A 25480-nucleotide genomic window follows, 5' to 3' on the forward strand; every position below is an offset into this window, starting at 1 on the left:
CTTGCGTCGGGGCCCGGGCCTTCGGGCGCAATGGACCTGGCAGTATGTTAAAAGTAGTCGGTCATCAACTTTCCACCTGACCCGAAAGGGCAGTATTTTCGTAGTCAATCATTTGTTGGACGCGCTACGAGCGCAGGAAAAGACGCGTTTTGAAGAAATCCACCGCAACACCCAATCCCGTGCCCCTCTGGCGCCAGCAACTGCACTACCGGCTCAAGGAGGGTGCGTTGATCGCCATGGGGGCCTTGTGCCTGTACCTGTGGATGGCGCTGCTGACCTACGATCAGGCCGATCCAGGCTTCAGCCATACCAGTAACGTCGACCAGGTACAGAACGCTGCTGGCCGTGCCGGCGCCTGGTTCGCCGATGTGCTGTTCATGGTACTGGGCTATTTCGCCTACATCTTCCCGCTACTACTGGCCGTCAAGACCTATCAGATTTTCCGTCAGCGCCATGAGCCCTGGCAGTGGAGTGGCTGGCTGATCTCCTGGCGCCTGGTCGGGCTGGTGTTCCTGGTGCTTTCCGGCGCTGCGCTGGCGCATATCCACTTTCATTCGGCGTCGAACCTGCCGGCATCGGCCGGCGGTGCACTGGGCGAGAGCCTCGGCGAACTGGCGCGCAACGCCTTGAACGTGCAGGGCAGCACCCTGTTGTTCATCGCGCTGTTTCTCTGCGGGCTGACCGTGTTTACCGACCTCTCCTGGTTCAAGGTCATGGACCTGACCGGCAAGATCACCCTGGACCTGCTCGAGCTGATCCAGGGCTCTGCCAACCGCTGGTGGGCAGCCCGCAACGAACGCAAGCAACTGGTCGCGCAGCTGCGTGAAGAGGATGAGCGGGTGCGCGACGTGGTCGCACCGGTCGTGCCAGAGCGCCGCGAGCAGGCCAAGGCCCGTGAGCGCATCATCGAGCGCGAGCAGCCACTGACCAGGCCCGTGACGGCCCGCGAACAGCCGCCAGCACCGGTGATCATCCCGCCCGCGGCGCCCAAGGCCCCCGAGCCGAGCAAGCGCGTGCAGAAGGAAAAGCAGACGCCATTGTTCGTCGACAGCGCGGTCGAGGGCACCTTGCCACCGATCTCCATTCTCGATCCGGCCGAAAAGAAACAGGTCAATTACTCGCCTGAATCGCTGGCCGGTGTCGGTCAATTGCTGGAAATCAAACTCAAGGAATTCGGCGTCGAAGTCTTGGTGGACTCCATCCATCCGGGCCCGGTGATTACCCGTTACGAAATTCAGCCCGCGGCCGGCGTCAAGGTCAGCCGCATCGCCAACCTGGCGAAAGACCTGGCGCGTTCGTTGGCCGTTACCAGCGTTCGGGTAGTGGAAGTGATTCCGGGCAAGACCACGGTCGGTATCGAAATCCCCAACGAAGACCGGCAGATGGTGCGCTTCTCCGAAGTGCTGTCGTCGCCGCAGTACGACGAGGCCAAGTCGCCTGTCACGCTGGCGCTGGGCCACGACATCGGCGGCAAGCCGGTCATTACCGACCTGGCCAAGATGCCGCACCTGCTGGTGGCCGGTACCACCGGTTCCGGTAAGTCGGTGGGCGTGAACGCGATGATTCTGTCGATCCTGTTCAAATCCAGCCCCGAAGACGCCAAACTGATCATGATCGACCCGAAAATGCTCGAGTTGTCGATCTATGAAGGTATTCCCCACCTGCTGTGCCCGGTGGTGACCGACATGAAGGACGCCGCCAATGCCCTGCGCTGGAGCGTGGCCGAGATGGAGCGCCGCTACAAGCTGATGGCGGCCATGGGCGTGCGAAACCTGGCGGGCTTCAACCGCAAGATCAAGGACGCCGAGGAAGAGGGTGCGCCACTGAGCGATCCGCTGTACAAGCGCGAAAGCATGCACGATGAAGCGCCATTGCTGAAAACGTTGCCAACCATCGTTGTCGTGGTCGACGAATTTGCCGACATGATGATGATCGTCGGCAAGAAGGTTGAAGAGCTGATCGCCCGTATCGCCCAGAAAGCGCGGGCGGCCGGTATTCACCTGATCCTCGCGACCCAGCGTCCGTCGGTGGATGTGATCACAGGCCTGATCAAGGCCAACATCCCGACCCGCATGGCGTTCCAGGTGTCGAGCAAGATCGACTCGCGGACCATCATCGACCAGGGCGGTGCCGAGCAATTGCTGGGCCATGGTGACATGCTCTACATGCCACCAGGCACCAGCCTGCCGATTCGGGTCCACGGTGCGTTCGTTTCCGACGAAGAGGTGCATCGGGTGGTCGAGGCCTGGAAACTGCGTGGCGCGCCGGACTACAACGACGATATCCTCAATGGCGTCGAGGAGGCCGGCAGCGGCTTCGAGAATGGCGGTGGCGGTGAGGGTGGCGACGATGCTGAAACCGATGCGCTGTATGACGAAGCCGTACAGTTCGTGCTCGAAAGCCGTCGCGCCTCCATTTCGGCAGTCCAGCGCAAGCTCAAGATTGGCTACAACCGCGCGGCACGGATGATCGAGGCGATGGAAATGGCCGGCGTGGTCACGGCCATGAACACCAACGGCTCGCGTGAAGTGATTGCGCCAGGGCCGATGCGCGATTGATTGATATTGCCGGCCGCTGCACAGTGGCCGGTCTATTTACTTTGAATGAGGATTCCCATGCGCCTGATCCGCATGTTGTTGGTCTCTGCACTGACGTTCGCCGTACTGCCGGCTCATGCAGATGAAAAGGACGTAGCTCGCCTGACTCAGCTGTTAGAGAAATCTCAGACGCTGAGTGCGAGATTTTCCCAGTTGACCCTGGATGGCAGTGGCACGCAATTGCAGGAAACTGCTGGCGAAATGTCGGTCCAGCGTCCGGGGTTGTTCTACTGGCATACCGATGCGCCGCAAGAGCAACTGATGGTGTCCGATGGCAAGAAAGTCTCGCTGTGGGACCCTGACCTGGAGCAGGTCACGATCAAGACCCTCGACCAACGCCTGAACCAGACTCCGGCCCTGTTGCTGTCCGGTGACGTGTCGAAGATCAGTCAGAGTTTTGACATCACCGCCAAGGAAACCGGCGGCGTGATCGATTTCACGCTCAAGCCCAAATCCAAGGACACCCTGTTCGACTCCCTGCGCCTGTCGTTTCGCAACGGGATGATCAACGACATGCAACTGATCGACAGCGTTGGCCAGCGCACCAATATCCTCTTCACCGGGGTCAAGGCCAACGAGCCGATCGCAGCCAGCAAATTCAAGTTCGACATCCCCAAAGGGGCTGATGTCATTCAAGAGTAATCGAGGTTCGCCCCGCGCCCATGGATCTGTTTCGTAGTGAACCCATCGCCCAGCCGTTGGCCGCGCGTTTGCGCCCGGCCAACCTGGACGAGTACGTCGGTCAGGAGCATGTGCTCGGTCGCGGCAAACCCCTGCGCGAAGCGCTGGAGCAGGGCGCCCTGCATTCGATGATCTTCTGGGGCCCGCCCGGGGTCGGCAAGACCACCCTGGCGCGGCTGCTGGCCAAGGTCTCGGATGCGCATTTCGAAACCGTTTCGGCGGTCCTGGCGGGCGTGAAAGAGATTCGCCAGGCGGTCGAGATCGCAAAGCAACAAGCCGCTCAGTACGGCCGGCGCACCATTCTCTTCGTCGACGAAGTGCACCGCTTCAACAAATCCCAGCAGGATGCGTTCTTGCCCTACGTGGAAGACGGCACCCTGATCTTTATCGGTGCGACCACCGAGAACCCTTCCTTTGAGCTGAACAACGCTTTGCTCTCGCGAGCGCGGGTGTATGTGCTCAAAAGCCTGGACGAAGCGGCCCTGCGCAAGCTGGTGCAGCGCGCCCTGAGCGAAGATCGCGGCCTGGGCAAGCGCCACCTGACACTCGGCGAGGACGGTTTCAAGATGCTCCTGGCCGCCGCCGATGGCGATGGCCGCCGACTGCTGAACTTGCTGGAAAACGCTTCGGACCTGGCCGAAGACCACAGCGAAATCGGTATCGAGCTGCTGCAAAGCCTGCTCGGGGATACCCGTCGTCGCTTCGACAAAGGCGGCGAAGCGTTCTATGACCAGATCTCGGCGTTGCACAAATCTGTGCGCGGTTCCAACCCGGACGCGGCGCTGTACTGGTTTGCGCGCATGCTCGATGGCGGTTGCGACCCGCTGTACATCGCCCGGCGCGTGGTGCGCATGGCCAGCGAGGACATCGGCAACGCTGACCCGCGTGCCTTGAGCCTGTGCCTGGCGGCCTGGGACGTGCAAGAGCGCCTCGGCAGCCCGGAAGGCGAACTGGCGGTCTCCCAGGCCATCGTGTACCTGGCCTGTGCACCGAAAAGCAACGCGGTGTACATGGGCTTCAAGGCCGCGATGCGCGAAGCGGCCGAGCATGGTTCGCTGGAGGTGCCGCTGCACCTGCGCAATGCGCCGACCAAATTGATGAAGCAACTGGGCTACGGTGACGAATATCGCTACGCCCATGACGAGCCGGAGGCCTACGCGGCGGGTGAGGACTATTTCCCCGAGGCGCTTGAGCCGCGGCCCTATTACCAACCGGTGCCGCGCGGGCTTGAATTGAAGATTCGCGAGAAACTCGGGCACCTGGCGGAGCTTGACCGATTGAGTCCCCGGCAGCGGAGAAAACCTTGATTTTGGTGGTTGCCGCTGTCAGTGCTGGTGGTATAGCAGGCACTCTGCTGCGCTTTGCCACGGGCAATTGGGTCGCTGCCCACTGGCCACGCCACTTTTATGCCGGTACGCTGGCCGTCAATTTGATCGGCTGCCTGCTGATCGGTGTGCTGTACGGGCTGTTTTTGCAGCGCCCGATCGCACCGGTGGAGCTGCGGGCAGGCCTGATAGCTGGCTTCCTTGGGGGGCTGACGACATTTTCATCCTTTTCGCTGGACACCGTACGCCTGCTCGAAAGCGGGCAAGCGCCGCTGGCGCTGGGGTACGCGGGGCTCAGCGTAATTGGCGGGCTGCTCGCAACCTGGGCTGGCCTGTCCTTGACCAAATTCTGATAGACGAGAAACCGATATGCTCGATTCCAAACTGTTACGTAGCAATCTTCAGGACGTAGCGGACCGCCTTGCCTCCCGTGGCTTCAGCCTGGACGTGGAGCGCATCGACGCGCTGGAGCACCAGCGCAAGGTCGTGCAGACCCGCACCGAACAATTGCAAGCCGAGCGTAACGCCCGTTCCAAATCCATTGGCCAGGCCAAGGCCCGTGGTGAAGACATCGCGCCGCTGATGGCCGAAGTCGACAGCATGGCCACCGAGCTTGCCAGCGGCAAGGTCGAGCTGGACGGCATTCAGGCCGAGCTGGACGCCATGTTGCTGGGGATTCCCAACCTGCCGGACGAGTCGGTGCCGGTCGGTGACGACGAAGACAGCAACGTTGAAGTGCGTCGCTGGGGCACGCCGACGACCTTTGATTTCCCTGTCCAGGACCATGTCGCCCTGGGCGAGAAGAACGGCTGGCTGGATTTCGAAACCGCCGCCAAGCTGTCCGGTGCCCGTTTCGCCCTGTTGCGCGGCCCGATTGCCCGCCTGCACCGCGCCCTGGCACAGTTCATGATCAACCTTCACGTCAGCGAGCACGGCTACGAAGAGGCCTACACCCCGTACCTGGTGCAGGCGCCTGCGCTGCAAGGCACTGGCCAGCTGCCCAAGTTCGAAGAAGACCTGTTCAAGATCAGCCGTGAAGGCGAGGCTGACTTCTACCTGATCCCGACCGCTGAAGTGTCACTGACCAACATCGTGGCCGGCGAAATTCTCGATGCCAAGCAACTGCCGATCAAGTTCGTGGCGCATACGCCGTGCTTCCGCAGCGAGGCGGGCGCGTCGGGTCGTGATACCCGCGGCATGATTCGCCAGCACCAGTTCGACAAGGTCGAGATGGTCCAGGTGGTTGAGCCCGGCAAGTCGATGGATGCACTGGAAGGCCTGACCGCCAACGCCGAGCGCGTTCTGCAGGCGCTGGAACTGCCTTACCGGGTACTGGCACTGTGCACCGGCGACATGGGTTTCAGCGCCGTGAAGACCTACGACCTGGAAGTGTGGGTACCGAGCCAGGACAAGTACCGCGAAATTTCATCGTGCTCCAACTGTGGCGACTTCCAGGCCCGCCGCATGCAGGCCCGCTGGCGCAATCCGGAAACCGGCAAGCCGGAGCTGGTGCATACCCTCAACGGTTCGGGCCTGGCCGTTGGTCGCACCCTGGTTGCCGTGCTGGAAAACTACCAGCAGGCCGACGGCACCATCCGCGTGCCGGACGTGCTGAAACCGTACATGGGCGGCCTCGAGGTCATCGGTTAAATGGAATTTCTGCCGCTGTTCCATAACCTGCGAGGCAGCCGTGTGCTGGTCGTAGGGGGAGGCGAAATTGCCTTGCGCAAGTCGCGTCTGCTGGCTGACGCTGGCGCAGTGTTGCGCGTGGTTGCGCCCCAGATCGAAGCGCAATTGGCGCAGTTGGTCGAGGGCAGCGGCGGCGAAACTCTGTTACGGGGCTATGACGAAGCGGACATGGACGGCTGCCAGTTGATCATCGCCGCCACCGACGACCAGGCGCTCAATGCCCAGGTTTCCGGTGATGCCAAGCGTCGTTGCGTGCCCGTCAATGTGGTTGACGCGCCTGCCCTGTGCAGCGTCATCTTTCCGGCCATCGTTGACCGCTCGCCGCTGGTGGTGGCGGTCTCCAGCGGTGGCGACGCCCCGGTGCTGGCGCGGTTGATCCGGGCCAAGATGGAAACCTGGATTCCGTCTGCTTATGGCGAGCTGGCCGGTTTGGCGGCGCGCTTTCGCGCACGGGTCAAGAGTTTGTACCCGGATGTACAGCAGCGTCGCGCGTTCTGGGAAGAGGTGTTCCAAGGCCCGATTGCCGATCGCCAGCTGTCGGGGCAGGGCGCCGAGGCCGAGCGCCTGCTTCAGGAAAAGCTCGACGGTGCGCCACCGCATGCACCCGGTGAGGTGTATCTGGTAGGAGCCGGCCCGGGCGACCCGGACCTGCTGACCTTCCGCGCCTTGCGGTTGATGCAGCAGGCCGATGTGGTGCTGTATGACCGCCTGGTGGCTCCGGCGATCCTTGAGCTATGCCGACGCGATGCCGAACGACTTTATGTCGGCAAGCGCCGCGCCGATCACGCGGTGCCGCAAGACCAGATCAACCAGCAGCTGGTGATCCTGGCCAAGCAGGGCAAGCGTGTGCTGCGGCTCAAGGGCGGCGACCCGTTTATCTTTGGTCGTGGCGGTGAAGAGATCGAGGAGCTGGCTGCTCATGGCATTCCGTTCCAGGTCGTCCCCGGCATTACCGCCGCCAGTGGCTGTGCGGCTTACGCCGGTATTCCGCTGACTCACCGTGATTATGCCCAGTCGGTGCGCTTTATCACCGGCCACCTCAAGGATGGGACCAGTGACCTGCCATGGGATGACCTGGTCGCGCCGGCTCAGACCCTGGTGTTCTACATGGGCCTGGTCGGCTTGCCGGTTATCTGCCAGCAGCTGATCATGCACGGCCGTTCCGCCGATACGCCTGCGGCCTTGATTCAGCAGGGCACCACGGTCAATCAGCGGGTCTTTACCGGCACGCTGGCGGACTTGCCAAACCTGGTTGCCGAGCATGAGGTGCATGCACCGACGCTGGTGATCGTGGGTGAAGTGGTGCAGTTGCGTGAGAAGCTGGCGTGGTTTGAAGGCGCTCAAGCGTTGAATTGATTTGTGGGAGCAAGGCTTGCCTGCGATGCAGGCACCGCGGTGCAGAGGGAACACCGCGGTGATTTCATCGCGGGCAAGCCTTGCTCCCACAGATGCATGACTCAAGCTTGAGGTAGTGCCCCCAGATTCCTTTTCCTGTCAACCGTTCCCGGTCATGGGGTGCGGTGAAATTCTGCTGCGGGCCTTTAGGTACGATTCCAGTCGGGTTGATCGTCTGGTGGCTGCCGTAATAGTGGTGTTTGATGTGTTCGAAACTCACCGTTTCAGCAACGCCCGGCCACTGATACAGCTCACAAATCCAGTTTGACAGGTTGGGGTAATCGGCGATGCGGCGCAGATTGCACTTGAAGTGCCCGAAATACACCGCGTCGAAACGAATCAGCGTGGTGAACAGGCGCCAGTCAGCTTCAGTCAGGTACTCGCCGGCCAGGTAGCGGCGCTTGTCCAGCAACTGTTCCAGGCGATCAAGCTCTTTGAACAGTTCGTCGAACGCCTCCTCGTACGCACCTTGTGATGTCGCAAAGCCGGCCCGGTACACGCCGTTGTTGATGTGAGGGTAAATGCGCTCGTTCAGTTCATCGATCACGGGCCGCAGCGGCTCGGGGTAGAAGTCCAGACCGTTGCCGGTCAGTTCATCGAACGCACTGTTGAACATGCGGATGATTTCAGACGACTCATTGTTGACGATGCACTCACGCTGTCTGTCCCACAGCAGGGGCACGGTCACGCGGCCAGTGTAATTCGGGTCATCGCGGGTATAGCGCTGGTGGAGAAAGTCCAGGTGGTCGAGCTTATCGCCGGTGGAGCCTTTCGCTGGGTCGAAGGTCCAGCCGCTTTCGCGCATCAGCCAGCTCACCACTGACACGTCTACCAGGCTTTCGAGGCCTTTGAGCTTGCGAAAGATCAAGGTGCGATGCGCCCAGGGGCACGCCAGCGACACATACAGGTGATAGCGTCCGGGTTCGGCTGCAAAACCGCCGTCACCGCTGGGACCTGGCTGGCCATCGGCCGTCAGCCAGTTGCGCCGCTGCGCCTGCTCACGCTGGAACGCGCCGTCCTTGCTGCTTTCGTACCACTGGTCGCGCCATTGCCCTTCAATCAGCAGGCCCATTCTGAACTCCTCGGTCGTTTAAACGTTGGAGCCCAGTCTACGGTGAACGGTTCGAACAAAAAGCGCAAAGGGTGGGGCGTTATGATCGATCAAATCGATCGATTGCGGTTTTCCCAGTACTGGCGGGCGGTGATGAAGGCGTCTTCACGGGCGGCGCCAAGGCCGCGCAAGGCCAACGCCATGGTCGAAATCAAGGCCATTTCGCCATAGCTGTCGGTTTGCTCACCGCGCCATACTGCCAGCAACTGTGTCGGCTCCAGGCTGGCCGGTTTGACATGCCGCTGGGCGGCGAGCGCCGGCCATTCTTCGTCCCAGTCCTGGCCGCCGGTGGTGCCGTAGAGGTGGCTCGGGCTGTCCGGGTTCACTTCGATCTCGCCACCGTCGCCCTTGATGACAATGGCGGTGTCGCCCAGTAAGGTACTGGCTGCCCGGTGAACGGCCTGGTAGCCGGGGTGGAAGATGCTCTGCAGGCCGCAGCGGGCGCCGAGCGGGTTGAGTACGCGGGCCAGGGAGTGAATCGGCGAGCGTAACCCCAGGGTGTTGCGCAGGTCGATCATGCGCTGCAGGCGCGGCGCCCAGTCCATCAACGGGGAAAACGCCAGGTGCTGGGTGTCCAGCGCCTGGCCGACGCTGGCCCAGTCGCGGCACAGCGGGATGTTCAAGGTGTGCAGCAGCTGCTCGGTGTACATCCGCCCGGCGGTGTGAGCGCCGCCACCGTGCATGAGGATCCGCACACCATTGCCAGCCAGGCATTTGGCGGCCAGCAGGTACCAGGGCAGGTGGCGTTTCTTGCCCGCGTAGGTCGGCCAGTCCAGGTCCACCGCAAGGGCTGGGGCGTGCAGGCGCTCACGCAGGGCTTCGGTAAAGCCGGCCAGTTCGTCCGGGCTTTCCTCCTTGTGCCGAAGCAACATCAGGAAGGCACCCAGCTGGGTGTCTTCGACTTTATCGTCGAGCAGCAAGCCCATGGCTTCGCGGGCTTCCTCTCGTGTGAGGCTGCGCGCGCCGCGCTTGCCCTTGCCGAGAATGCGAACGAACTGGGCGAACGGGTGTTCGGCCGGGGTTTCGGTGATCAGTGCTGGGTGGTCGGTCATATGCAGTTGGTCGGCTTGGGCAGGCCCGCCAGCTTGGCGGCGAGTTTGGCAGGGGTGCCATTGAAGAGTCGATTAAGGTGCAGGCTGTTGCCTTTCTCCGGGCCGAGTTTCAGGGCCGTGTATTTGATCAGCGGGCGGGTCGCCGGTGACAACTGGAATTCCTGGTAGAACTGGCGCAACAGTGTCAGCACTTCCCAGTGGTCAGGGCTCAGGGCCAGCTCTTCGCGGGTAGCGAGGGCTTCAGCGACTTCAGGCGACCAGTCGTTGAGGTCGGCCAGATAGCCGTCCTTGTCCAGTGGGATGTGGCGCTCTGCAACGATCAAGGTACTCATAGCCAACTGTTGACCTTATCGAAGCGAATGGACAGCTCGACGAAACCGGGGTAGTCGATTTGCTGGGCGTCGCTGCTAATGTTGCGGGCCTGGAGGTCTTCTTGCAGAGCGAACAGTCGGGCGCCGAGATGGTTGAGCTTGCGCTGCGGCTCGCTACCTGGCTGCAGGGCGTACACCGCGTCGCCAGTCAGCAGGATCGCATCAGCGTTGCCCAGCAGGCGCAGGCAGCTGTCCAGGCGGTTGTCGCCGAACGGGGAGTGGGACAGCACATGCAAGGTAGTCATCAGAGGGTAATCACCTGATCGTAGCGGTCGACAAGGGCTTTGAGGTCCTTGTCGGCCAACAATTGTACTTCCAGGCCCAGGCCTTTGGCGTCGATGCCGCGCTCGGCCAAACTGGAGCTGCAGGCGTAGAGGTCTTCAATGCCGAACATGGGCAGGGCTTGCAGGTTGGCGGTGAGGTTTTTCTGCTGCACCTGGGTTGGCTGCTGGTCAGGCAGCAGTTGGAACACGCCATCATCGAGAAACAGCATCCCCAGCGGTAAATCAAAGGCGCCACCGGCCAGCACGATATCCAGTGCCTCACGCGCGCCGGGGCCGGACCACGGGGCCTGGCGGCTGATCAGCAGCATTGATTTAGCCATTTCAGTGCCCTCCAAAGCAGACAAGTCGATCGGCCAACTGCACTGCTTCATGCAGTTGCCCAAGGCCGGACAACTCCCATGGTGCAGGTAGATTTACGGCGGAGCGCTGATAGCGCTGGGCTTCCTCCTCATTCAGCACGCCACGACGAAGGGCGGCGGCGATACATACCACGGCATCCAGGTTGTGCTGGCTGACAAATTCGCGCCATTGCGCCGCGGTGTCCTGCTCGTCCTGAGGGCTGACGATATTGCCCGAGGCGCTGTGCACACCGTCCTGATAGAAAAACAAACGGACAATTTCATGCCCGCCCGCCAGCGCCGCCTGAGCGAACAGCAGGGCGCGGCGGGAAGAGGGCGCGTGGGCGGGGGCGAATACGGCAATGGCGAATTTCATGGTCGACTCTGTCAGCAAATCTGTCGGAATGATAAAGCCAGCCGCCGTAAAAAGCCCGCGCCCGCATCAATCACGCCGTTTGGGCTTTGGTGGTTTCCGGCAGGAACCAGTTCAGCACCAGGGCACAGATACCGCCGGTGGCCACGCCAGACTCCAGCACATTGCGCAGCGCCGAAGGCATGTGCGCCAGGAATTCCGGCACTTGTGCCACGCCCAGCCCCAGGGCCAACGACACCGCAATGATCAACAGCGCACGGCGATCCAGCGTGATGCTCGCCAGAATATTGATGCCCGACGCCGCCACGGCACCAAACATCACCATAGCCGCGCCGCCCAGCACCGGCTCCGGCACCGCTTGAATCACCCCGGCGACCGCGGGAAACAGGCCCAGCAGCACCAGCATCAGCGCAATCCAGATACCGATATGGCGGCTGGCGATGCCCGTCAGCTGAATCACGCCATTGTTCTGCGCGAAGATCGAGCTGGGGAAGGTGTTGAATACCCCCGCCAGCAGCGAGTTGGCACCGTTGACCAATACGCCGCCCTTGATGCGCTGCATCCATAGCGGGCCTTCGACCGGCTGGCGCGAGACCTTGCTGGTAGCCGTGACGTCACCGATTGCTTCCAGCGAGGTCACCAGGTAGATCACCAGCATCGGGATAAACAGCGACCAGGAAAAGCTCAAGCCAAAATGCAGTGGCATCGGCACCTGAAACAGCGCCGCCTCATGCATGCCGGTAAAGTTCAAGCGACCCAGCCAAGCCGCCAGCGCATAGCCTGCGGCCAGGGCGATGACGATAGCGCAGCTGCGCATCCAGACCACCGGGATACGGTTCAGCACCACGATAATGGCCAGTACCATGCCCGACAGCAACAGGTTCTCACCGTTGGCGAAAGTACCGTCGGCCATCGCCGAAAAGCCGCCGCCCATGCTGATAAGGCCTACCTTGATCAAGGTCAGGCCGATCATCAGCACCACGATGCCGGTCACCAGCGGGGTAATCAGCCGCTTGACGAAGGGCAGAATGCGCGAAATGCCCATTTCCACAAACGAGCCGGCGATCACCACGCCGAAAATGGCGGCCATCACCCCTTCGACAGGTGTGCCTTGCTTGACCATCAGCGCACCCCCGGCAATCAGCGGCCCGACAAAGTTGAAGCTGGTGCCCTGCACAATCAGCAGGCCGGCGCCGAACGGTCCAAACCGACGGCACTGCACAAAGGTCGCAATGCCGGAAATCACCAGCGACATGGAGACGATCAGGTTGGTATCACGCGGCGACACCCCGAGTGCCTGGCAGATCAGCAGGCCAGGCGTGACGATCGGCACGATGATCGCCAGCAAGTGCTGCAACGCGGCCAGCAAGCCGATCAGAAGGGGAGGACGATCTTCCAGGCCCAGAACCAGCTCATGATTCTGCGATGGAGCGTCAGGCGACTTTTCGATGGAGCTCATGGGGGTGCCCTGGAAAAAAGAGCGCAATTCTACGGACACCCCAACGCGCGCGCAAAGAAAAGCCCGCCGAAGCGGGCTTTTTGACAGCAGTGTGCGATCAGTCGTCGCGGCTCATCAGGCCGAACAGTTGCAGCAGGCTGACAAACAGGTTGTAGATCGATACATACAGGCTGATGGTCGCCATGATGTAGTTGCGCTCGCCACCGTGAATGATCGCGCTGGTCTGGAACAGAATGCAGACCGACGAGAATAGTACGAAGCCCGCACTGATCGCCAGTTGCAGGCCGCTGATCTGGAAGAACAGGCTGGCCAGCACCGCGCCCATCAGGACAAAGAAACCGGCCGTGATGAAACCGCCCAGGAAGCTCATGTCCTTGCGGGTGATCAGCACATAAGCCGACAGGCCACCAAACACCAGCGCCGTCATGGCGAACGCCGAGCTGACCACTTCAGCACCGCCCTGCATAGCCAGGTAGCGGTTGAGGATCGGGCCCAACAAGAAGCCCATGAAACCGGTCAAGGCGAAGGTGGACACCAGGCCCCAGACCGAATCACGCAATTTGTTGGTGAGGAAGAAAAGACCATAGAAGCCGATCAGTACCACGAAAATGTTGGGGTAACCGACCCGCATCTGCTGTGCCACATAAGCCATGACGCCGCTGAAGGCGAGGGTGATGGCCAGCAGGCCGTACGTGTTGCGCAGGACCCGGCTGACTTCTAGCTGCTCGACCTGCTGGCCGTGATTGACGGCGTAATCCTGTTCGCGCATGGCGACACTCCTGTGGGTTTTGAAACGTTCAGATGCAAGATCATAACAGCAGATTGGAATCTAGCTACACGCAGAGTTTGACAGTGTGTTTCATTTCGGTATTATGGCGGCCGCAAAGCAGTTGGAAGCGTGGCCGAGTGGTTTAAGGCAACGGTCTTGAAAACCGTCGATGGGCAACTATCCTAGAGTTCGAATCTCTACGCTTCCGCCATACCTATACGTTAAAGCCCTGATTATTCAGGGCTTTTTCGTTTCTGTGTTTCTGAGAAAAATCCAAGCCCATACTTTGGCCCATACCTTGGATAGCTCACTGCTTTGCGACCAAAGGCTATTTTTCCCGACGGTTTCTTAGCGGTGTAGTTCAGCAGCGTCCGTCGATCGATCTGGCGCGCATCGTTGTAACCGGGGTCGTCCTCTGACCGACACCTACGCACGAACGCACGAACGCTTGCCAGCGATCGCTATGCGCTTTGGCCGTGGCAAAGTGGCCGCTGGCAAACAGATCCTTTAACGCTTGTGGGCCGGTGTAGCTCAGCTGGCGGCCATAGCCAAAGTTGCGATCATCACGCTGACCGACAAAGGCCATCATCACCGTTCTCGTTATCTTGCAGAAAGAGAAGCAAGGATTTCCAGTGAGGGCTGAGCCTGTCCACCTGCTGCTAGTGTGTCGAGCGGATCAGTAGGGCGAGGTTGGTAGGGTCTAAGGATGGTGTGGCGACAGCGGCGACAGTGGCGACAGTGGCGACAACCTGCGTCGTTTTTGGCCTGGCGCGTGGCGACAGGATGGCGACAGAGGTGGCGACGCGCCGCGGTTGATGTTGCGCTTGGTAGCGGCGCACTGCGTCAAGGAGGGCAGCAGGATACAAAGTGCCAGCATTTCGAGCATGCCTATCTTGCCTTCCACGTTTCCAGGCCTACTCGTGACACACAGTGTACGTCCGAAACGGAGGCTCTCCCTTAGGTGGGGTCCTCCGTTTCGGACGGATTTTAGTGGGATGGTTTGCTGGCGGGGCGAGTCGGCCAATACACCTTGGGTAGTTAATCGGGCACCCACCTATGCAGCAGCTCAGTAATAACACTTTGAATGCATTGTTTTGATGGCGAGCTCGCTATACCGCGGGGGCGGCAGCCTCTGTCATCAAATGCTAAATCGCTGACGTTCAATGAGAAGCAGTCGACTTGCGCGTGACGATAATGGTTTGCTCAACCGTCCCCAAGCGTGCGGCAAGAACAGCAAACGTGATCTCAGCAGGATGCTCCATGGAACAACACTCGCTTGTCATCATTCTTGTCGCCGTGGCCGTTGGCAGCTACTTGCAAGCGTTCACCGGGTTCGCGCTGGGCATTGTCGTACTGGCGATTGCCGTACTCACCCACGCCGCCTCCATCGCCACCATCGCCACCACCATCACCATCGTCGCCCTGCCCGGCATCGCCATCGTCCTGGCTCGCCACTGGCGGTATATTGACCGGGCATCGTTCTTCCAGAACCTCATTGGCCTGGTACCGGGCACGCTGCTGGGCCTGTGGTTGCTGGGGAAAATGGCCGAAGAGCATACCGCGCTGCTGCAACTGTTGCTGGGCGGGCTGATCGTGGCAGGCGGTATCGCCTTGTTCTTCAAACCACGTTCGCATCCATCACGTTCAAGCCCCGTGAGCTTCGTCATGATGGGCGTACTCGGCGGCCTGCTGGGCGGTATGTTCAGCGTACCGGGGCCGCCGATGATCTATCACTACTATCGTCAACCGGTTTCCATTCAGGTCATCCGCACCAGCTTGCTGGCGCTGTCCGGCGCCATGGCCTTGATTCGCTTGATCATGCAGGGTCTGCAGGGGGAGCTGAACGCCGAGGCCATGTCGCTCGGCACCCTGTCGATCCCGGTCGCCATGCTGGCCAGCTGGCTGTATGTGCGTTTTCCGCCGCAACTCTCCGACCTGAGCATGCGTCGCGGTGCCTTCGCCCTCTTTGTCGCGATGGGCGGTTTCATCTTGCTTACCGCGATGCTACCGAACGCCCTTGCCGTCCCGTGAAACGGGTTGTGGCGCCAACAGCCTTGAGTTCTCCAGCGGCTTGAATGTGCCCCCCGGTGCTTTCGAAAAGCCTGGGGGGTGATTGCTGGCAGCGTGTCGGGGTAAACAACCTCTCCTGGTGCAAATGTAGGGAATATGGCCTTTCCTCCTACTGCCTTGGCTGCTTCAACCGCCTTAGTTCGGCCAGCATTAGTACCGTGGGTCATGACCTGATGCCGATCGTCGTCGCCGGCGATGACGATCGGCTTATCAGGGAATTTCGCGTGCGTTGCTTTCGCACGGCCGGCAGTTTGGCAGCACCAAGGTTGTGGAGGCATCAGCTCAATAGTGAAGGCATATCTTTCCAAAGTGCTTGGCGGTCAGCTGGTGGGCAAAGGCCTCGGCAATCTGCTCCAGCGGATAGCTGCTGTCGATAACAGGGCGCCAGCTGAAGTTTTCCAACGCACGCACCATGTCCTGCTGTTGCTCACGACTGCCGACGATCAGACCACGCAGGGTTTGCTGCTTGCGCATCAACTCTACGGTGGACAAGCTGCCGGAAAAGCCCGTGAGCACGCCGATCAGCGCAATGTGGCCGCCGGGAGCACAGGCGCGGATGGACTGGGGCAGCGTGCCCGGCCCCCCCACTTCCACCACGATGTCGACACCGCGCCCGCCCGTGGCGGCCAGCACCACGTCGCCCCATTCGGGTTGGTCTTTGTAGTTGATGACCTGATCGGCGCCCAGTGCCAGCAAGCGTTCTTTCTTGGCCTCGGATGAGGTTGTGGCAATCACCCGCGCCCCCATGGCTTTGGCCATTTGCAACGCAAAGATAGAGACGCCACCGGTGCCCAGCACCAGCACGGTATCGCCGGCCTGGATGCGACCGTCCACCACCAGTGCACGCCAGGCAGTCAGGCCTGCCGTGGTCAGCGTGGCGGCTTCTTCATGGCTGTAGCCCTTGGGTGCCAGGGTGAAGGCATCGGTGGGCAAGTTGACCCGTTCACGGGCAAAGCCGTCCACACCGTCGCCCGGGACGGTCTGGAAGGTGGTGGGCACAGCGCGGCCCGATTGCCAGTGGGGGAAGAAGCACGACACAACGCAATCGCCCACGGCAAACTCCGTTACGCCGTCGCCCACGGCCGTGACGACTCCGGCGGCGTCGGCCATTGGGATGCGACCATGCTCTGTACGTGCGTGACCGGTGACTACGCCGAGGTCGTGGTAGTTGAGCGAGCTGCCATGGATGCGCACCTGGATCTCGCCTGCTTGGGGTGCGCCGGGGGCAGCCATGTCGACGAGGCGCAGATTGTCCAGGCCAGCGGGATGCAGGAGTTGAATGGCTTTCATGGATGTCCTTGAGATAGTCGTTGATGTCGATCTGGTCTTTATGAACAGTTCGGCATGACTGCCCAACTCGACGAAGATCCAGGTTCATTGGATTTTAGTCTGTAGAGCCGCTTGAGTTTTTCACCTCAGGTGACAACTGATCTGCATTTCATGACAGGTATCGTCGGGCACGACCTTATCCATCTCGGTCAGGAAACACTTGCGACGGGCTGGTTCGGCCTATTTTCTGAGCGTCATCTTGGGAGCAGCCATAACCTGGTCTGGACCCGTCGCTAAAACGCTCAGCACCGAAGCCATTGACGTTGCCATAACAGACCGGAACCAAAGCAGTGAAGATGTTTTCCCTTGGTGTCAAAAAATGCCAGCTGTTTGTCCCAAAGCGTCAAGTTATTCAACGACGTGATACCTAAAGTGAATTCCTGAATTTGCGTTCCGTCCGGTACCGATCCCGAGAGACGGACCTTTTTGGCACCCAATCTACTTCACAAACGGACACTTCCATGACTAAGCAGTTTGAAAATCAAGTTGTATTGATCACTGGCGCAACTGCTGGCATTGGCTACGCCACGGCCATAGCCTTCGCACGTGAGGGCGCGCATTTGATCGTTTCTGGACGCAATGCAGTGGCAGGAGAACAACTGGTATCCGAGTTACGATCCATGAGCACACAGGCCGAATTCCTTCAAGCCGATGTGAGCAACGAAGAGCAGGTGGCCAAGCTTGTCGACTTCTGCGTTACGCGCTTTGGTCATCTGGACATTGCCGTCAACAGCGCTGGATTTGAAGGTGTGCGGGGTTCGATCATGGAGCAAACAGTGGATTCGTACACCGCTGCGTTTAATGCCAATGCGCTCGGAACGTTCCTGTGCCTGAAGCATGAAATGCGCATCATGTCGCGGCAGAAGTCTGGAGCCATTGTAAACCTGTCGTCCACCATGGGCAGCAGAGGCAATGCGCAAGCTCCGATGTATGTGGCCAGCAAACATGCTATCGAAGGCTTCACCAAGTCTGTCGCGCTTGAAGCCTGCCAATACAATGTGCGAGTCAATGCTGTGGCTCCCGGCCCGATTGCTACCGACATGCTGGATCGCATCGCGAACGGTTCGCAGAACCTTCCCATGGTGGCATCCACGATTCCTGCAGGACGCATTGGCAAACCAGAGGAAGTAGCTGACGCCATCATGTTTATGGCATCCCGACATTCAAGCTATATCACCGGCCAGATCCTGGCGGTGAATGGCGGAAAAACCGCCATGTAAGCGTACCTTCTCGGCAGCCCAAGCTAGCGTTCTGGTCAAAAGGCCCCGTTGTTTGAGCGGGGCTTTTTCGTGTGCGCCTTCGGTTTTTCTCGGCTATTTGACGTGAGCGTTTCGCCACGCACGTGGGCTGCAACCAAAGCGCTGACTGAACCAGCGGGAAAACGCGCTGAGGCCCGAGAATCCCAATAGTTCGGCTATTTCGCTCTGCGAACGCTTGGAGTATTTCAAGTGCCTGATGACCTGTTCGTTGCGAACCTGATCAAGGATCGAGGAGTAACTTTCCTGATGCTGCGATAGCTGACGATGCACTGTTCGCCGGACGACGCCCAATTGCCGCGCCACCTGCTCGATCGAACAATGCCCTGTAAGGAGGTGAAGCCACACCAGGCGCCGCACAGTATCCACCACCGAATTGCTAGCCAGCCCGAGTGCGTCGAGGTGCTGGCGGACAATACGGGCCCCCGTCGGGTCGGTGCCGAGGATGGGCGCATCCAGGTCCACGGAACGGCACACGATACCGTCGATTATGCTGTTGAACTGGATGTTTGTCCCGAATACGCGAAGGTGGGTTGAGCGATCGCGCGGTGCCATATGCCTGAAACACACCGTCCGGGGCTCCCAGTGCTCGCCGAGCAAGGTTTTCAGCGTCCGATAGGTTACGCCGAGTATCAGGTCGATCGACTGACGAGCCGGCAGTTGCTCCTGGGTGATCTGCTCCCCACGAATCACCGCAACACCGTCGTACTCTTCGATGAGGATCATGAACCCCTCGTTATGCAGGTGCAGGTAGCGCTTGAGCGTCTCCAGGGCCTTGCGCAGCGTAGGTTCTTCGCACATCACCTTCGCCAGCGGTCCCAGGTTGGAAAGCTGCCGCCTTTCGGCCATGCGCAGGCCGAAATCTTCTACGCCTGCATCGCGTGCGGAGTTCTCTAGCAGGTGCCACACCGCGTCGACGCTGATCTTGCTGTCGGAATGCTCGAGACAGATGGGGTCGAGCTTCACCGCCTGCAGTTGGGTAAACGGGTCGAGCTTGCAGGCACGGGCCACGTCGGTGTAGTGGGTCAGGCAAGCGCTAACAACCAGGTTGCTCATGATGGGGTTCATTCCTGAACGTTTAACAAAAGTCCCAATAGGTTAAATCTTACTAGCCATCCTTCAGCAGACTCAAGCCACATTCAATGGAGAGCTCGAGTATGGTACTGCCCGATCAAATTGCTCCGATCACCGGTGACCACAAGCCCACTTCACCCATAAAGATCAGGATGGACGCCACCGCCAACCAAGACGAAAACCTCCCGCCAGCCACTCCGCTCATTGACCGGATGCGCGCCACCGGACAGTGGAATCAAGACTGGGATAGTTTCGCCCGGCTTGACCCGGAATGGACCGAGAAATTTCTTCAAACCGCACAGTTGCCCGTCGCTCGCGGTTTGGTCGACCCCAAGACCTACGAGTTCCTCGCCATCGCGGTGAACGCTTCATGCACCCACATGTACAGCCCTGGTGTGCGCAGACATACCCGCAAAGCGCTACAGCTGGGTGCCAGCCCTGAGGAAGTCATGGGGGTTCTGGAATGCGTCGCCATGCTCGGTTTGCACTCCTGCAGTCTCGGTGGACCGATTCTGCAGGAAGAAATGGCCAGACTCGAAGCTGAAGCCAACTAAGCATCCCCTTTAAAAGCCCAACAAGTCTTTCAGACGTAGCGCCCCTCAATCATTATTTTGGAGATACTCCATGAACTTCCTTGACGGCCACCTCTTCACCGAAAACCAGCAGCCCCTGATCATCACGGCAGCACCTTATGCACCGTCGTGGGTGCCCTCCGACTTTCCCGAGGACATTCCGGTGACCATGGCCGAGCAGGTGCAGAAGGCGGTGGATTGCTACAACGCCGGGGCCACCGTGCTGCACTTGCACGTGCGTGAACTGGACGGCAAGGGATCCAAGCGCCTGTCCAAATTCAACGAGCTGATCGCCGGTGTGCGGGAAGCCGTGCCAGAGATGATCATTCAGGTAGGCGGCTCGATCAGCTTTGCACCGGAAACGGAAGGTGCCGCTGCCAAGTGGCTGAGCGACGATACGCGCCATATGCTGGCTGAACTCGATCCCAAGCCCGATCAAGTCACGGTGACAGTGAACACCTCGCAGATGAACGTCGTCGAGCACTGGGATTACAAAGACATCAAGGGCACCTCTATGGAAGACCCTGACGTCTACACCGCCTACAAGGAGATGACGGTGCCGGCGCAGCCGGGTTGGGCGGAAGAGCACATCCGACGCCTGACGGCCGCGGGCATCCAGAGTGCCTTCCAGTGCTACAACCTCAACAGCTTCGAGTCGGTCGAGCGGCTAATGCGCCGCGGCATCTACAAGGGCCCGCTGGTCATGAACTGGGTGGCGATCGGCGGTGGCATGGACGTACCTAACATCTACAGCCTGGCCAACTTCTTGCGCGCCGTGCCGGACGGCGCGGTGGTCACAGTTGAAAGCTCGATGCGCAACGTGTTGCCGGTCAACATGATGGGCATTGCGATGGGCCTGCACGTGCGCTGCGGCATCGAGGACAACCTCTGGAACCAGGCGCAAACGGAAAAGATGTCCACCGTCGAACAGATCGAGCAACTGGTGCGTATCTCACGCGAATTCGGCCGCCCGATCGCCACCGCCCAGCAGGCACGCGAGATGAGCAAAATCGGCGTGTTCTACGACACAGTGGAAGAAAGTCTGCAGGCCAACGGCTTCGCACCCAACCGCAACGGTGGGCACCAGGGTTTCCTGCGCAAGACGGCCGCAACCGTTTAGGGGCTGTTGACCGTTCGATTCCCTGGCGTTGATGAAAAAGAGCAAACCCGCTGAACCGAGGTGCCTGCACCGATAGCTCTGCGGGTTTGGGGTGCTCCGATTGATGCTCAGGGACGAGCCTTGGTCGAAGTCTCTGTTCAAGCTTGATCCATAACAATAATAGATAAAATGAGGATATAGCATGGCCGCCTATCACCCCTGCGCCGATGACGGCAATGACACTTCGATCGGTATACCGCGTCGCTATGCCTGGATTGTTTTTGCACTGACCTTCGGTTTGCTGATCTCCGATTACATGTCACGGCAAGTGCTTAACGCCGTGTTCCCGTTGCTCAAAAGTGAGTGGGCGCTGTCGGATAGCCAGCTCGGTTTGCTCAGCGGCATCGTGGCGCTGATGGTCGGCCTGCTGACCGTTCCCTTGTCCCTGATGGCCGACCGCTTCGGTCGCGTAAAGAGTCTGGTATTGATGGCTTTGCTCTGGAGCCTGGCGACCCTGGGCTGCGCGTTGGCAGAGAACTATCAACAGATGCTCATCGCGCGTTTTCTGGTGGGCGTCGGAGAGGCTGCCTACGGCAGCGTGGGTGGTGCCGTGGTGATGGCGGTATTCCCGCGGGACATGCGCGCCACCCTGGCGGGCTCCTTTATGGCCGGTGGCATGTTCGGCTCGGTGCTGGGCATCGCCATCGGCGGGGTCATAGCGCAGCACCTTGGCTGGCGCTGGGCGTTCGCTGCCATAGCGCTGTTCGGTCTGTTATTGGCCGTGCTGTACCCGATAATCGTCAAGGAGGCGCGCATCGCGCCCAAGCACCTGGCCGATGTTGCCAGCAAGGCGGCAGTCAAGGCCCAGCGTCCGCTGCGTACCCTGTATTCCAGCCGCTCGGTGATCAGCGCTTACGTGGGTAGCGGTTTGCAGTTGTTTGTTGCGGGTACCGTGATCGTATGGATGCCGAGCTACCTGAACCGTTACTACGCCATGGGCACCGACAAGGCCGCCACACTGGCGGCGATCATCATGTTGTGCGGCGGGATTGGGGTCGTTGGCTGCGGCATCCTCTGTGACCGCTTCGCGCGCAAGCGCGCGGATCGCAAAATCAGCTTGGCTGTCGGCTATTGCCTGGGCAGTTGCGTGCTGCTGTCACTGGCGTTCGCCCTGCCGCATGGCCCCGTACAGCTGGTGCTGATCTGCCTGGGCATGATGGTCGCGGCCGGGACCAATGGCCCTACTAGCGCAATGGTCGGTAACTTGACCCACTACACGGTGCATGGCACCGCCCTGGCCACTCTGACCTTGGCCAACAACCTGCTCGGCCTGGCGACCGGCCCACTGATCACTGGCAAGGTTTCCGACCATATCGGGCTGGATGCAGCGCTTCAGCTGGTGCCACTGGTCAGCATCGCAGCGGCCGCCGTGTTGATTTACGCCAGGCGTCACTACCACAACGATATGGCCCGTTTACAGGGTGAGCAAATCAATCAAGTGGCGAGCCCGGCCGTAGCGGCAGTACATCCCTGAGGCCGTTTGTGGTTGTGGGTGCCACGCCAGTGATTCAGCGATTTGTCCTTAAATGATAAGTCGCAAAAAACCACTTGAACAACAATCACGGAATCACGGAATCACGGAATCACGGAATCACGGAATCACGGAATCACGGAACCACGGAAAGAGCTTTTCTGGTCGCATTACATCCTGGAGAATTTATGGCAGCCAATCAAAACAAGGTCATCGTCACTTGCGCGGTGACGGGTTCGATTCATACCCCTTCGATGTCTCCTTACCTTCCTGTCACTGCGTCCGAGATAGAGGAGGCAGCGGTTAGCGCCGCAGAGGCAGGCGCGTCCATCGTGCACCTGCATGCACGGGACCCGAACAACGGCCAGCCCTCGCAAGACCCGCGGCTGTTCATGGAGTTTCTCCCCAACATCCGGCGGCGCTCAGATGTCGTCATCAATCTCACCACCGGCGGCGCGCCCAATATGCTTGTGGAGGAGCGCTTGCAGCCTGCGCTGCAACTCAAGCCGGAGGTCGCGTCGCTAAACATGGGGTCGATCAATTTCGGCCTCTACCCCATGCTCAACCGGTCTCACGATTTCCAGCACGACTGGGAGAGGCCGTATCTGGAGGGGTCGCGCGATCGGGTGTTCAAAAACACCTTTAGCGACATTCAGTACATTCTGGAGTCCTGCGCGGACAATGGCACGCGCTTTGAAATCGAGTGTTATGACATTGGACATCTCTACACGGCCGCACACTTCCTGGATCGTGGCATCGTCAAAGGACCGTTGTTGATTCAGTCCGTTTTTGGACTGCTCGGTGGCATCGGTGCGCATCCGGAGGATGTATTGCAAATGAAACGCACGGCCGACCGGTTGTTTGGCAACGAGTACTACTGGTCAGTGTTGGGTGCAGGAAAAAATCAGATGCCCCTCGCGACCATGTCGGCAACCATGGGCGGCAATGTGCGCGTTGGCCTCGAAGACTCGCTATGGGATGGCCCTGGTGTGTTGTCCAAGAGCAATGCAGACCAGGTCAAGCGTGTGGTGTCGATCCTGCATGCGCTGAATTTGGAGGTGGCCACGCCAGACGAGACGCGTCAGATGCTGCAGCTCAAAGGTGCCGACCAAGTCGGCTTCTGATGATGTCGATGCGCCGACGGTCTGCAGTTGACCATTGGCGCGGCCAGGGCGTTCATGACCGGCATGAGGCCAACGCCCTGTAACGCTAATCCCCCTTGTCATTCCCGCGTTGGAACATCGACCTCATAGTCGGGAGGGCCTGCCGCAAAGATCAGCTGGCTCACCCGACAATGAGGGCCCTTTACACCGTTTAGTCGGCCCGGCTCATTTCCACATGAGCCAGACGAAGGAAGCCCTTTTTCATGACAACGTTCGTTCGCGCTGCTGTCCTGACCAACTACCTGGAGGTGAGCCAGCACCTGGGGCTCAACCCGCTCGAATTGTTGGCCGGCGTCGGCCTGAGCAAAGCCCAACTGCAGCACCCCGAACACAGTGTCCCGCTCGAAGCGACGGTGCGCCTGCTGGAAAACTCGGCCGCCGCCAGCGGTTGTCAGACCTTCGGCTTGAGCATGGCCGAGTCGCGCCAGCTCTCGGACTTGGGTGTCATCAGCCTGCTACTTCCCCACCAACGTACGCTGCGTGATGCGTTGCAGGTGTTGGTTGATTACCGCCAGCTGATGAACAACTCTCTTGCCCTGCATATTGAAGAAGTGGGCAAGACGGTGATCATTCGCGAAGAAGTGATCACCCAGTCGCCGATGCCCTGCCATCAAGCCAATGAGCTGGCCATTGGCGTGTTATTCCGTCTGTGCGCCGCCCAGCTCGGTGCACACTGGCACCCCTACAGCGTCCACTTCACCCACGTGGCCCCCGACAACCTGCAATTGCATCGGCGCTTGTTCGGCTGCAACCTGGTATTTGGCAGCGAATTCAATGGCATTGTCTGCCCCAATGCCAACCTGGATATGGCCAATCCCCATGCAGACCCGGCGATGGCGCGCTACGCCCAGCGTTATCTCGACTCGCTGCAGAGCACTGCAGGGCCGTCGATCCTGTTCGAGGTACGCAAGGCCATCTACCTGCGGCTGCCGATGGGTCGCGCCTCCATCGAGCAGATTGCCCAAGCTCAGGGCCTCAACGTACGCACCCTGCAGCGTCGCTTGAAAGACGAAGGCTATGTTTTCAACGCCCTGTTGAGCGAAGCCCGCCGCGATCTGGTGCTGCGCTACATAGAGAACTTGAATTACTCGCTGGAACGAATCTCTGACATGCTGGGCTTCACCACGGCGACTTCCCTCACGCGCTGGTTCATCAGCCAATTTGGAATGTCGCCTAGCGCTTGGCGTAGCATGAAGAAAAATGCCCCTGTTAGAACGGCCATTGCTACAGACACTCCACTTGGCAGGGCGGAGCACTAAAGGGCGGGCAGTCGACTCGGGTGTTGTGCACTCGCAGCCTTGCTTCTACTCATTGTTGTCGAGCGCATAGAGCTTGGCAGATGGAAAGCGGGCGAGAAGCCATCGGCCTCCTGCCAGCCCAATTACAGGTTTACTCTTTTACAGCGATGCTCATCCGAAAGCAGTCCCAGCAGACGGATAGGGCAGTGCAGAGAAGATGGATCAGTAAGGCTTGTCACCGATGATGCCGGCGCGCTCCAACCTGCGATGGCAGGGTGGGTAATCCATGACTGCGTAATGCTGAGTGCTGCGGTTGTCCCAGATGGCGATGCTGTTGGGCTTCCAGCGCCAACGCACCTGATACTCGGGGATATTCGCCTGGCTGATCAGGTAGCGCAGTAGATCCCCCGCGCCAGGGCTGGCGTCCAGACCGAAGCGCACCCGCTCAGGCGTGTGATAGTTGCTGAAGTGGGTCGCGAAACTGTTGACGAATAGCACCTTCTCACCCGTTTCAGGGTGGATGCGCACCACCGGATGCTCCGCGTCCGGGTACCGGGCCTTGAGCGCAAGGCGCTTTTCGATCGGCATGGCCGCGCCAAAGCTCGCCTCGATGCTGTGACGGGCCCGAAGACCTTCGATCTTCGCTTTCACGTCGTCCGGCAGACGCTCATAGGCCAGCACCATATTTGCCCACATAGTGTCGC

At 60.1% G+C, this 25480-nt stretch carries 24 protein-coding genes, 1 tRNA gene and 2 pseudogenes; 14 read left to right on the forward strand and 13 right to left on the reverse strand.

Annotation, left to right across the window (positions count from 1 at the left end; genetic code table 11):
* The first annotated feature begins 110 nt into the window (after nucleotides 1-110).
* Genes ftsK through cysG form a run of 6 tightly spaced genes read left to right on the forward strand, consistent with a single transcriptional unit; the run spans nucleotide 111 to nucleotide 7648 of the window.
* The gene (gene ftsK, locus GUY40_RS18005) at nucleotides 111-2558 is read left to right on the forward strand and encodes a DNA translocase FtsK (protein ID WP_371924848.1); all 2448 of its coding nucleotides are present in this window, start codon (nucleotides 111-113) and stop codon (nucleotides 2556-2558) included.
* 57 nt (nucleotides 2559-2615) lie between these two features.
* Nucleotides 2616-3239, forward strand: coding sequence for an outer membrane lipoprotein chaperone LolA (gene lolA / locus GUY40_RS18010; RefSeq protein ID WP_166570261.1), 624 nt, complete (start codon nucleotides 2616-2618; stop codon nucleotides 3237-3239).
* Nucleotides 3240-3259: 20 nt separating this feature from the next.
* Entirely contained in the window at nucleotides 3260-4585 is a 1326-nt protein-coding gene (locus tag GUY40_RS18015; protein WP_166570262.1) for a replication-associated recombination protein A, read from the forward strand.
* On the forward strand, nucleotides 4582-4956 hold the full coding sequence (gene crcB, locus GUY40_RS18020) for a fluoride efflux transporter CrcB (protein WP_166570263.1): 375 nt from the start codon (nucleotides 4582-4584) through the stop codon (nucleotides 4954-4956). The genes GUY40_RS18015 and crcB overlap by 4 nt, the downstream gene beginning before the upstream one ends.
* 16 nt (nucleotides 4957-4972) lie before the next feature.
* Complete coding sequence (serS, locus tag GUY40_RS18025) at nucleotides 4973-6253, forward strand: serine--tRNA ligase (RefSeq protein ID WP_166570264.1); 1281 nt, start codon at nucleotides 4973-4975, stop codon at nucleotides 6251-6253.
* Nucleotides 6254-7648 (forward strand): siroheme synthase CysG, encoded by a 1395-nt coding sequence (gene cysG / locus GUY40_RS18030; RefSeq protein ID WP_166570265.1) that lies wholly within the window; start codon nucleotides 6254-6256, stop codon nucleotides 7646-7648.
* Between the two features lie 64 nt (nucleotides 7649-7712).
* On the opposite strand, the gene GUY40_RS18035 is transcribed toward cysG, so the two are convergent.
* The 8 genes from GUY40_RS18035 to GUY40_RS18070 all read right to left on the reverse strand — a co-directional run bounded on the left by GUY40_RS18035 (nucleotide 7713) and on the right by GUY40_RS18070 (nucleotide 13444).
* Nucleotides 7713-8759, reverse strand: a complete 1047-nt coding sequence (locus GUY40_RS18035) for a glutathione S-transferase family protein (RefSeq protein ID WP_166570266.1) — start codon at nucleotides 8757-8759, stop codon at nucleotides 7713-7715.
* 89 nt (nucleotides 8760-8848) lie between these two features.
* Nucleotides 8849-9850, reverse strand: coding sequence for a glycosyl transferase family protein (locus GUY40_RS18040; RefSeq protein ID WP_166570267.1), 1002 nt, complete (start codon nucleotides 9848-9850; stop codon nucleotides 8849-8851).
* Nucleotides 9847-10182 (reverse strand): TusE/DsrC/DsvC family sulfur relay protein, encoded by a 336-nt coding sequence (locus GUY40_RS18045; protein ID WP_166570268.1) that lies wholly within the window; start codon nucleotides 10180-10182, stop codon nucleotides 9847-9849. Before GUY40_RS18045 ends, GUY40_RS18040 begins: the two co-directional genes overlap by 4 nt.
* Nucleotides 10179-10466: a sulfurtransferase complex subunit TusB gene (gene tusB, locus GUY40_RS18050; RefSeq protein WP_166570269.1), complete on the reverse strand. Its 288-nt coding sequence runs from the start codon at nucleotides 10464-10466 to the stop codon at nucleotides 10179-10181. Before tusB ends, GUY40_RS18045 begins: the two co-directional genes overlap by 4 nt.
* Nucleotides 10466-10825, reverse strand: coding sequence for a sulfurtransferase complex subunit TusC (tusC, locus tag GUY40_RS18055; RefSeq protein ID WP_166570270.1), 360 nt, complete (start codon nucleotides 10823-10825; stop codon nucleotides 10466-10468). The genes tusB and tusC overlap by 1 nt, the downstream gene beginning before the upstream one ends.
* Before the next feature lies 1 nt (nucleotide 10826).
* Nucleotides 10827-11219 (reverse strand): sulfurtransferase complex subunit TusD, encoded by a 393-nt coding sequence (gene tusD / locus GUY40_RS18060; protein ID WP_166570271.1) that lies wholly within the window; start codon nucleotides 11217-11219, stop codon nucleotides 10827-10829.
* A gap of 70 nt (nucleotides 11220-11289) precedes the next feature.
* A complete protein-coding gene (locus tag GUY40_RS18065; protein WP_166570272.1) occupies nucleotides 11290-12675 on the reverse strand; it encodes a nucleobase:cation symporter-2 family protein in 1386 nt (461 codons plus the stop codon).
* A 97-nt stretch (nucleotides 12676-12772) separates the two neighbouring features.
* Nucleotides 12773-13444, reverse strand: a complete 672-nt coding sequence (locus GUY40_RS18070; RefSeq protein WP_166570273.1) for a Bax inhibitor-1/YccA family protein — start codon at nucleotides 13442-13444, stop codon at nucleotides 12773-12775.
* Nucleotides 13445-13567: 123 nt separating this feature from the next.
* Between GUY40_RS18070 and GUY40_RS18075 the strand changes: the two genes are divergently transcribed.
* Nucleotides 13568-13655 (forward strand) — tRNA-Ser (locus GUY40_RS18075).
* Between the two features lie 139 nt (nucleotides 13656-13794).
* Here the strand turns inward: GUY40_RS18075 and GUY40_RS18080 are convergent.
* A pseudogene (locus tag GUY40_RS18080) lies at nucleotides 13795-14030 on the reverse strand (integrase); the annotation flags it as partial.
* A 674-nt stretch (nucleotides 14031-14704) separates the two neighbouring features.
* Between GUY40_RS18080 and GUY40_RS18085 the strand changes: the two are divergent.
* Nucleotides 14705-15475, forward strand: coding sequence for a TSUP family transporter (locus tag GUY40_RS18085; RefSeq protein WP_166570274.1), 771 nt, complete (start codon nucleotides 14705-14707; stop codon nucleotides 15473-15475).
* A gap of 56 nt (nucleotides 15476-15531) precedes the next feature.
* Here GUY40_RS18085 and GUY40_RS28390 read toward each other — a convergent pair.
* Both GUY40_RS28390 and GUY40_RS18090 read right to left on the reverse strand, forming a co-directional pair.
* A pseudogene (locus GUY40_RS28390) lies at nucleotides 15532-15753 on the reverse strand (hypothetical protein); the annotation flags it as partial.
* A gap of 43 nt (nucleotides 15754-15796) precedes the next feature.
* Nucleotides 15797-16804, reverse strand: coding sequence for an NAD(P)-dependent alcohol dehydrogenase (locus GUY40_RS18090; RefSeq protein ID WP_166570275.1), 1008 nt, complete (start codon nucleotides 16802-16804; stop codon nucleotides 15797-15799).
* A 500-nt stretch (nucleotides 16805-17304) separates the two neighbouring features.
* Here GUY40_RS18090 and GUY40_RS18095 point away from each other — a divergent pair, with 500 nt between their 5' ends.
* A complete protein-coding gene (locus tag GUY40_RS18095) occupies nucleotides 17305-18063 on the forward strand; it encodes an SDR family NAD(P)-dependent oxidoreductase (RefSeq protein ID WP_166570276.1) in 759 nt (252 codons plus the stop codon).
* Nucleotides 18064-18156: 93 nt separating this feature from the next.
* Here GUY40_RS18095 and GUY40_RS18100 read toward each other — a convergent pair whose 3' ends face one another.
* Entirely contained in the window at nucleotides 18157-19155 is a 999-nt protein-coding gene (locus tag GUY40_RS18100) for an AraC family transcriptional regulator (RefSeq protein WP_166570277.1), read from the reverse strand.
* 101 nt (nucleotides 19156-19256) lie between these two features.
* Between GUY40_RS18100 and GUY40_RS18105 the strand changes: the two genes are divergently transcribed.
* The 5 genes from GUY40_RS18105 (at nucleotide 19257) to GUY40_RS18125 (ending at nucleotide 24797) form a co-directional block, all read left to right on the forward strand.
* Nucleotides 19257-19727, forward strand: coding sequence for a carboxymuconolactone decarboxylase family protein (locus tag GUY40_RS18105; RefSeq protein WP_256675790.1), 471 nt, complete (start codon nucleotides 19257-19259; stop codon nucleotides 19725-19727).
* A gap of 70 nt (nucleotides 19728-19797) precedes the next feature.
* Complete coding sequence (locus tag GUY40_RS18110; protein ID WP_166570278.1) at nucleotides 19798-20865, forward strand: 3-keto-5-aminohexanoate cleavage protein; 1068 nt, start codon at nucleotides 19798-19800, stop codon at nucleotides 20863-20865.
* Between the two features lie 181 nt (nucleotides 20866-21046).
* Complete coding sequence (locus GUY40_RS18115; protein WP_166570279.1) at nucleotides 21047-22378, forward strand: MFS transporter; 1332 nt, start codon at nucleotides 21047-21049, stop codon at nucleotides 22376-22378.
* Nucleotides 22379-22563: 185 nt separating this feature from the next.
* Entirely contained in the window at nucleotides 22564-23499 is a 936-nt protein-coding gene (locus tag GUY40_RS18120) for a 3-keto-5-aminohexanoate cleavage protein (RefSeq protein ID WP_166570280.1), read from the forward strand.
* Nucleotides 23500-23741: 242 nt separating this feature from the next.
* Nucleotides 23742-24797 carry an AraC family transcriptional regulator gene (locus tag GUY40_RS18125; RefSeq protein WP_166570281.1) on the forward strand — a complete coding sequence of 352 codons (1056 nt, stop codon included), beginning with the start codon at nucleotides 23742-23744 and terminating at the stop codon, nucleotides 24795-24797.
* Between the two features lie 201 nt (nucleotides 24798-24998).
* Here the strand turns inward: GUY40_RS18125 and GUY40_RS18130 are convergent.
* Nucleotides 24999-25480 (reverse strand): TauD/TfdA family dioxygenase (locus GUY40_RS18130; protein ID WP_178117866.1); only part of this gene is annotated, 482 nt, incomplete at its 5' end.

It is taken from the genome of Pseudomonas sp. R5(2019) (genome assembly GCF_009905435.1).
GTDB lineage: Bacteria > Pseudomonadota > Gammaproteobacteria > Pseudomonadales > Pseudomonadaceae > Aquipseudomonas.

Excerpts from the sequence above, each read along its gene's own strand:
- GUY40_RS18110 (WP_166570278.1), top strand. The coding sequence starts at position 19,798 with ATGAACTTCCTTGACGGCCACCTCTTCACCGAAAACCAGCAGCCCCTG.
- GUY40_RS18115 (WP_166570279.1), top strand. The coding sequence starts at position 21,047 with ATGGCCGCCTATCACCCCTGCGCCGATGACGGCAATGACACTTCGATC.
- GUY40_RS18045 (WP_166570268.1), bottom strand. The coding sequence starts at position 10,182 with ATGAGTACCTTGATCGTTGCAGAGCGCCACATCCCACTGGACAAGGAC.
- GUY40_RS18125 (WP_166570281.1), top strand. The coding sequence starts at position 23,742 with ATGACAACGTTCGTTCGCGCTGCTGTCCTGACCAACTACCTGGAGGTG.
- serS (WP_166570264.1), top strand. The coding sequence starts at position 4,973 with ATGCTCGATTCCAAACTGTTACGTAGCAATCTTCAGGACGTAGCGGAC.
- tusC (WP_166570270.1), bottom strand. The coding sequence starts at position 10,825 with ATGGCTAAATCAATGCTGCTGATCAGCCGCCAGGCCCCGTGGTCCGGC.
- GUY40_RS18065 (WP_166570272.1), bottom strand. The coding sequence starts at position 12,675 with ATGAGCTCCATCGAAAAGTCGCCTGACGCTCCATCGCAGAATCATGAG.
- GUY40_RS18035 (WP_166570266.1), bottom strand. The coding sequence starts at position 8,759 with ATGGGCCTGCTGATTGAAGGGCAATGGCGCGACCAGTGGTACGAAAGC.
- GUY40_RS18040 (WP_166570267.1), bottom strand. The coding sequence starts at position 9,850 with ATGACCGACCACCCAGCACTGATCACCGAAACCCCGGCCGAACACCCG.
- GUY40_RS18070 (WP_166570273.1), bottom strand. The coding sequence starts at position 13,444 with ATGCGCGAACAGGATTACGCCGTCAATCACGGCCAGCAGGTCGAGCAG.
- GUY40_RS18100 (WP_166570277.1), bottom strand. The coding sequence starts at position 19,155 with ATGAGCAACCTGGTTGTTAGCGCTTGCCTGACCCACTACACCGACGTG.
- cysG (WP_166570265.1), top strand. The coding sequence starts at position 6,254 with ATGGAATTTCTGCCGCTGTTCCATAACCTGCGAGGCAGCCGTGTGCTG.
- GUY40_RS18090 (WP_166570275.1), bottom strand. The coding sequence starts at position 16,804 with ATGAAAGCCATTCAACTCCTGCATCCCGCTGGCCTGGACAATCTGCGC.
- GUY40_RS18085 (WP_166570274.1), top strand. The coding sequence starts at position 14,705 with ATGGAACAACACTCGCTTGTCATCATTCTTGTCGCCGTGGCCGTTGGC.
- GUY40_RS18105 (WP_256675790.1), top strand. The coding sequence starts at position 19,257 with ATGGTACTGCCCGATCAAATTGCTCCGATCACCGGTGACCACAAGCCC.
- GUY40_RS18015 (WP_166570262.1), top strand. The coding sequence starts at position 3,260 with ATGGATCTGTTTCGTAGTGAACCCATCGCCCAGCCGTTGGCCGCGCGT.
- GUY40_RS18095 (WP_166570276.1), top strand. The coding sequence starts at position 17,305 with ATGACTAAGCAGTTTGAAAATCAAGTTGTATTGATCACTGGCGCAACT.
- lolA (WP_166570261.1), top strand. The coding sequence starts at position 2,616 with ATGCGCCTGATCCGCATGTTGTTGGTCTCTGCACTGACGTTCGCCGTA.
- tusB (WP_166570269.1), bottom strand. The coding sequence starts at position 10,466 with ATGACTACCTTGCATGTGCTGTCCCACTCCCCGTTCGGCGACAACCGC.
- GUY40_RS18120 (WP_166570280.1), top strand. The coding sequence starts at position 22,564 with ATGGCAGCCAATCAAAACAAGGTCATCGTCACTTGCGCGGTGACGGGT.
- tusD (WP_166570271.1), bottom strand. The coding sequence starts at position 11,219 with ATGAAATTCGCCATTGCCGTATTCGCCCCCGCCCACGCGCCCTCTTCC.